The organism is Acinetobacter sp. P8-3-8 (assembly GCF_000214135.1).
Classification (GTDB): Bacteria; Pseudomonadota; Gammaproteobacteria; order Pseudomonadales; family Moraxellaceae; genus Acinetobacter.
Genome location: NZ_AFIE01000088.1, coordinates 1 through 6,382, shown reverse-complemented (window position 1 = coordinate 6,382; position 6,382 = coordinate 1). Strand labels below are relative to the sequence as shown.

The window sequence follows — 6,382 nt, the reverse complement described above, 5'->3', positions numbered from 1 at the left end:
CCGATTAACCTGTAATTGGGCTGACGGAGCCACGCATCGGTCGTATCCGCACATGGTTTTGCTGACCATGCAGACAAGGACTAAAGGTTTTGCACCTTCTCTCACGCGCTCCCTGTCGAAGTATGGCGATATCTCTGCGAGGGTTTCCCCAACATGCAACTTAACCAACCTATACCACTACTCTCAACGCCCCGTTTATGTGAGATTCCCCTGTAACGGTTCCGCCTTTCGACGATCGCTACGATGCACCAGTGACACTTATTCCCTCCACATGCACCGCATGCCAACCATAAAATGGGCACGCAGAAGCAGGCAAAGCTCGATCTGGGATACTTATTTGATGAAAAAAAACACTTAACTAACGAAGACTTTTCAATTTGGGCTTGATATTACTGCACATAACAGTGAAAATAGAGTTCTGGTACAAAGCCTTTGGGTGAAATCATAACGGTCGCCAAACCTTATGATCTTCGTTACTTGATGTTGCTTCATCAAATAACTGCGTACCGACGAATTTAAAGCCCTGCGTGACAATTGTCAAGCAGGGCTTTTTCGTTTTTAAAAATAAAATTATTAAATATTATATATTTGCGGTATATGGTGTAGTTCCTAATATTGGCTAACTCTCTCATAAAATATATGCTGATACTTATATGATTTACGTCAAAACATAATAAACAGGACTTTTAAGCTAAATGGCGAAACTATCACTGAGCGAAGTATCTAAGCGTTTTAATGTCGATAGATCGACAATCTACAGAGCTGTAAAAAATGGACGCTTGTCTCGTACTGATGATGGTCAATTTGATCTTGCCGAAGTAATTCGATGCTTCGGTGAACCACAACAGGTATCACAGCCAGCTAAGGAAGCTCCTAAGCAAAGCAGTGATGCAGCTACGCAAAAACTTATCACTCATTTAGAAAATGAAGTCAAAAAATACCAGGAACGTGAAGAACGTTTGATGCAGCAAATTGATCGGATGCAGACTCTGATTGAATTAAAAAGTGTCGCGCCTGCCACGGCAGCACAACACTCCGACGCTACAGCATGCGACACCAAAACGCCACAGCATGCGACAGCAGATCAAGATACTGAAAATAATAAAATTTTAACCAAAAACATGGTGGAAAATGTTGCAGTGCAACACCCTGACGCTATAGCGAGCGACACCAAAACGCCACAGCATGCGACGTTGCAAAGTGTGGCAGTGCCACAACCCAAAAAACAGGGTTTATTTGGACGCGTATTGAATGCTGTATTCAATCAAGATTAAGAGTTCTATACTTTAAAAATCATCTGATGTCTTTTTTCTTGATCTTCACTGTACCTTGCTTCGGCAGACGCTTAGAAATTTCTAAGTTACGATACAGTTGTTTAATCATCACAGGCTCACTATTCGGATCCTTATACACTACGGTATCGTTTGTGACATAGACCACAGGTCCATTACTAGCTTTTGCAATAAAGGTCTCCGTGAGCACCCGACCTGCCTCTTTAGCAATAACGCGCTCCTCCTCATCCATCTTATTTATCTCATCCATATCTCAACCTTCTTAACAATTAAGTTTTATTATTCTCACTATTTAACTTAAATATGAACTTTTTTGTTTAATTGAATTGTTCATGTGGACTACACAAACCCGTGGAACATTGATCAAAGAATAGGCGTGGAACGTGAAAAATCATAAAAAAAGCCCACCTTGGGGAAGGTGGGCTATAAACTAGAAACTACAGCGTTGAATTTTCAAGAGAAATTAAAAGCATTTCGTATAAGGTGTATTATGTTAATTTTAAATTAACTTAATAGCACAACTTTTAGGATCTAATAACTATATTTTCATTTTTTCTGTTTGGTCTTATTTTTTTAATAATTCTTGCTAGTGGTTTTTCTATTGTAAAATGAAGTAAAACACCTCCTATGATACTGATAATCATACAAATAATTACATAAATTTCATTCATATAAATGAAATTTAATGAACCAATTTTAGAAAAAATTTTATAACTTATTGGTATAGAAAACACTTGCACTAGATAAATAGAATAAGAAGCATTTCCTAGTATTTCTAATAAAGAGCTATTAATTGGTTTAAAATATAAAAAACCTAAAAAAATCAACAATGAAGGTATTCCCCAAGTCAGAACTCTAGGAATATCTGTAAACCAGTTTACTGTTAATAAATAGAATCCAACTAACATAAAAATTAAGCTAAATATGCTGTTAATTTTAAATTTATTGAAAAAGAAGCCTACTAACATTCCATATATAAACTCGATAACAATACTGCTTAATCCATAGAAAACAAAAGTAGATAACATCAATATAGATATTAGAATAGAGTATTTTATTCTTTTAAAAAATAGAGAAAATGCAAAGACAATATAGAAAAGCATCTCATATTCAAGTGTCCATCCTACATATAAAAGAGGACGATCATCTCCATTGAAATAATTGATAAAAAACAATGAATTAATTAAATGATTAGCACTTAAGCTCAATTCTCTAAAAGCTTGGGGAAATACAATGAGTAAGGCTGCAATAAAAAGTGTTAAAAACCAATATAATGGAACAATTCTTTCTATTCTATCTTTAAGAAAATCTAATGGTTTTTTACATTTATTAATTTGGATATAGATCATTATGAAACCAGATATAATAAAAAATATATCTACTCCAGCTTGCCCCCAAATATCAACCTTATAAAAAAAATCAGTAGATAAGTTATAACTTTTAGCTGCTTGAACTGTATGTGCAGCAACAACAAGAATTGCCGCTATTGCTCTCAAAATTTGTATATTGGAAATCATATGATAACCCGAATCGCGGATAAGAAATTGACTTGAAAAATAAGAGGACTAGAGCCATCAGTTGAGTTACCACACCAAACTCACAACTATAGTCCTGATGTTCAATAGTACCGAAGTATTCTGCGTAATTTGACGTAATCCTGAGTAAAGCTTACATATAAATTATATTCTAAGTCGGGCTATACAGCACAGGAAATAAAGGCTTTTTTACATATAAGGTATTGTTCAACACACATCATAATAGCGACCTTACAAGGTAGCTATTATGTGTGTTCTTAATTTTGTATTTAATTTCAATAACTTAAAAAAGTTAATGTCTGAGTTTTATTTTTATACATAAATATAATAATATTTAAAATCAAATACTTATATCATGTAAAAAATTGAGAGCTTAACAGCACACATAATACCTACCTAACTACCTTAGTTATAGTCAGGACTCTGATCCCACATGATGAAAATTAAAAATATGGACTCGTTTAAGCTGTCCTATATGTACTTCTTTCCAGTGGTGTTTTTCCCATTTTTGAATATCTACCAATTTAGAAACAATCCAGACCTTCAATCATGGCTATTCAGTAACTTACTGATCAGCATTACAGTAATTTTGGTCCCATTTTGCCTTAGTTTAAGCATGCTCATCACTAAGTTTTTATACCAAGATCACAACAAAAAAATGGAATACAACGCCATGGGGCTTGGGCTGTTGTGCCTAATTTTTCTCATGGGCAGCAACTACTACCAGTTCCATAAATTTACAGCAGGAACGGACCTCAGCATGGATTTTTACCGCATGGCGTTAATGCTGAGTTTGCTCATCGGATGCTTTGTATCAAGCCTCTGCTTCACCTTGAAATATAAGCAATATTCAAAAAAATATGACACAGACTTCAACCTCAAAACCCAAAGATTCATGCTGAGTGCATGCCCATTGTTATTGATCGCCATCACAACCATCTTTGTGGTTTAAACCTACTTTTGCAAATCCTCAAAAAATGCCGTCATTTCCTGAAAATTACTGACCAGACGCTTAGATTTCCGCTCATACGAAGGCACCGACAGTTCTACTTTGGACTTTCGGTTCAAATACTTGAAGTACAGCGGAAAAACTTGCTTATTGAACTTAAACACATCCTCCCGAACGCCCCTAAACCCCGCCAATTTAGACACCCGAAACAACTCAGCCATGACCATACTGTCCTGTTTCTCAGGACTCTTGATCTGTTGCGCTTTCTTAAAGGTAGCGACCAGTTGCTCACTCTTAAGTTCCAGAAACTTCTTGTGAATGCGCCACGTCCAACCCGTGGTTCTATCAATTTCTTTCTGTTTGCGCTGTTCAACCGTAAACGGTAGGTTAACCAGCTCATAGACCGGAGCAGACTGCTTATTCTCTCCAACCTGAATGGCGGTACGATAGATTAGCCGGTTCTGACGATCTTGGACCGATTCAAACGGCTCTAACTCAGACTTATCAAGTCCATAGGCAATTCTCAGCAACTCCGAACAATCTTGTTTTTTTTCTCTAAGTTCCTCGGGAAGCGTACACAACAAACACAGTCGGACCTTCTCAATTTTGAGCAAACTTTGATTGAGTAAAACCACCAAATCCACCACCGGCTTTTGCTTCAACCGATAATTTCTTTGTCTGGCGGTTTGATCCAAATCATATCTTTTTTGGAACTTCTCAATGATGCCTTCAGCCCGATCAAGCGGCACATCAAGCTGAACATAATACTGCGTTTCGCGGCTGACTTTATCCAAGATGTCTGCTAAATATTCGCTGGTTTTGACACAGTAATAGATCATTATAAAGTCCAGTTTTTTTGGTAATTCTGTCGGAAAAATTTTAGCATTTTTATGCTTTTTTGGTAATTCTATCGGAGTGCTTATTTTGTAATGATTTGGACTGCGTTTAGCAGTCCCTTTTTAGGTGCAGATGTAGGTTTATAAATGGTTGTTCCTGCAAAATTTGATTTTGGCACTTTTTCAGGTATAGTAAATGCATCTGATTGCTTCTTAAGCTTTTCTGATTCTGAACCTGTAGCGCAAAAAAGATAAATCATCTTTTAAGTCAGCAGAGACCATTAGTAGGAATTTTAAAGTGAATCATCAGATCGTTATCCGTATGCCAACGGAGTCCTCTCATGATCAGCGATAGCACATATTTTTTGGCTACTCGCATATTGTCTTTGTTAGATACCTCTAACTTTCAAAAATTACGTCTAGCGTAGTTTGCCAATTTTTACGCCTGTTTTTTGGGCTTTGAATGCTCGGCAAGTTACCGCTGCCGAGACGTTTTTTCACTATTTCAAACTGCTAGGAGCACTAACCATGTTCTGATCGGTGAAGCTGCATGCTGGGGAAACCTCGCTGGTGCGGCTACAACGGGGGCTAAAGAGTGAAATTCTCTTTTTCTACCCAATCAAAAAATTGAACAAGATTAAAGTTGTTGGGCGACGTAGACACGGGCGCTTTGGTGACAAAGCACAACCCTGTTTTAATTGAAGTCAGAGTTGAGATCACGGATGATTTCAACGCTAAAATGACTGCCTTTTGCATGAGTGATTTTGCGATGGGCACAGCACAGGTGGGCGACTAAAAGTGAGCCGAAAGGCGATCAAGACAGAGAAAAACTGTCAGATGTCAGATTTTAAAAGGGTCATGGACATCGGGTACTTGTAAATACATAAGCAAGATTCGTCGAATAGCTTAAGCCTGTAACAGCATCTACAGTAGAACCTGATAGATGCTTTGCTGAAAATTTTGATAGCACGGTAACTCTAAAGAGTCTTTAGTCGGTGTAAGTGGGATCTTGGAACAACTACCCATGAAGCGCCAATGGACGAGACGAGTGTAACGAGTAAGACTTGAGCGAAAGCGAGAAGCCGGGCATCCGAGTGACAATTAAGACTAATACGGGAAGTTCGCTAAATATTTGTTTATTTAACTCTTTTAGTTGGTGACTGTAAGATTTAAACAAGTTTTAGAGGATGGGAGATCAGTTGAGTAAAGCGACGTTTCTGTCGGGAGCATGAATATTCGAGCGAATAAAAACGTAAGGGTATACATGAGTAATGAAAGGTTGAGCCGGTTATGTGTTTGATTAGTGAAAGAAATAGCAGTTGTGGTGACTGTAAGCGGACTGGTAATCCGTGGAAAAATTTTTGTATGTTATGAAATTTAACTGAGAATTAAACAGAAATAGCTCTGTTTAATGTTGTCGGTGCAGATTAATCACATGCATTCATTTTTTAAACATGACCGTTAAGACTGAAAAGTCTTAGCGGTTCATCTTTAAAACGCTCTATTTTGCGTTTTAAGCAACTATAAACACAACCATATGGATTAATACCAAAATTACCTTAACCGAGCTGTAACACTCTATTTTTTGCGTTTAAACAGTATTTTCAACAAAGTCTAAGATAAATAAAAGCATTCTGCTAAGTGCTCTCACTCACTCAAGATCACCACACCCCTCGCTCTGCTCGGGCTGATGGTGAACGTTGAGTGAGTTTCGGCAATACTCTCCCTAAGGGCGGTCACTTAGAAAAATGACACATCCCTTAAGTATTG

General features: G+C 37.4%; 5 protein-coding genes. 2 read left to right on the top strand and 3 right to left on the bottom strand.

Annotated elements, in window-relative coordinates; translation table 11 throughout:
- Positions 1-695 precede the first annotated feature (695 nt).
- On the top strand, positions 696-1,274 hold the full coding sequence (locus tag GGG_RS0118075) for a plasmid replication DNA-binding protein (RefSeq protein ID WP_005401987.1): 579 nt from the start codon (positions 696-698) through the stop codon (positions 1,272-1,274).
- A gap of 19 nt (positions 1,275-1,293) precedes the next feature.
- Here the strand turns inward: GGG_RS0118075 and GGG_RS0118070 are convergent, their stop codons facing one another.
- Both GGG_RS0118070 and GGG_RS20525 read right to left on the bottom strand, forming a co-directional pair.
- Complete coding sequence (locus GGG_RS0118070) at positions 1,294-1,542, bottom strand: hypothetical protein (protein ID WP_005401986.1); 249 nt, start codon at positions 1,540-1,542, stop codon at positions 1,294-1,296.
- A gap of 274 nt (positions 1,543-1,816) precedes the next feature.
- Positions 1,817-2,809: an acyltransferase gene (locus GGG_RS20525; RefSeq protein WP_010117541.1), complete on the bottom strand. Its 993-nt coding sequence runs from the start codon at positions 2,807-2,809 to the stop codon at positions 1,817-1,819.
- A 451-nt stretch (positions 2,810-3,260) separates the two neighbouring features.
- On the opposite strand from GGG_RS20525, the gene GGG_RS20050 reads away from it, so the two are divergent.
- Positions 3,261-3,779 carry a hypothetical protein gene (locus tag GGG_RS20050; protein WP_034599960.1) on the top strand — a complete coding sequence of 173 codons (519 nt, stop codon included), beginning with the start codon at positions 3,261-3,263 and terminating at the stop codon, positions 3,777-3,779.
- Positions 3,780-3,781: 2 nt separating this feature from the next.
- On the opposite strand, the gene GGG_RS0118060 is transcribed toward GGG_RS20050, so the two are convergent.
- The gene (locus GGG_RS0118060) at positions 3,782-4,615 is read right to left on the bottom strand and encodes a hypothetical protein (protein WP_010117539.1); all 834 of its coding nucleotides are present in this window, start codon (positions 4,613-4,615) and stop codon (positions 3,782-3,784) included.
- Between the last annotated feature and the right edge of the window lie 1,767 nt (positions 4,616-6,382).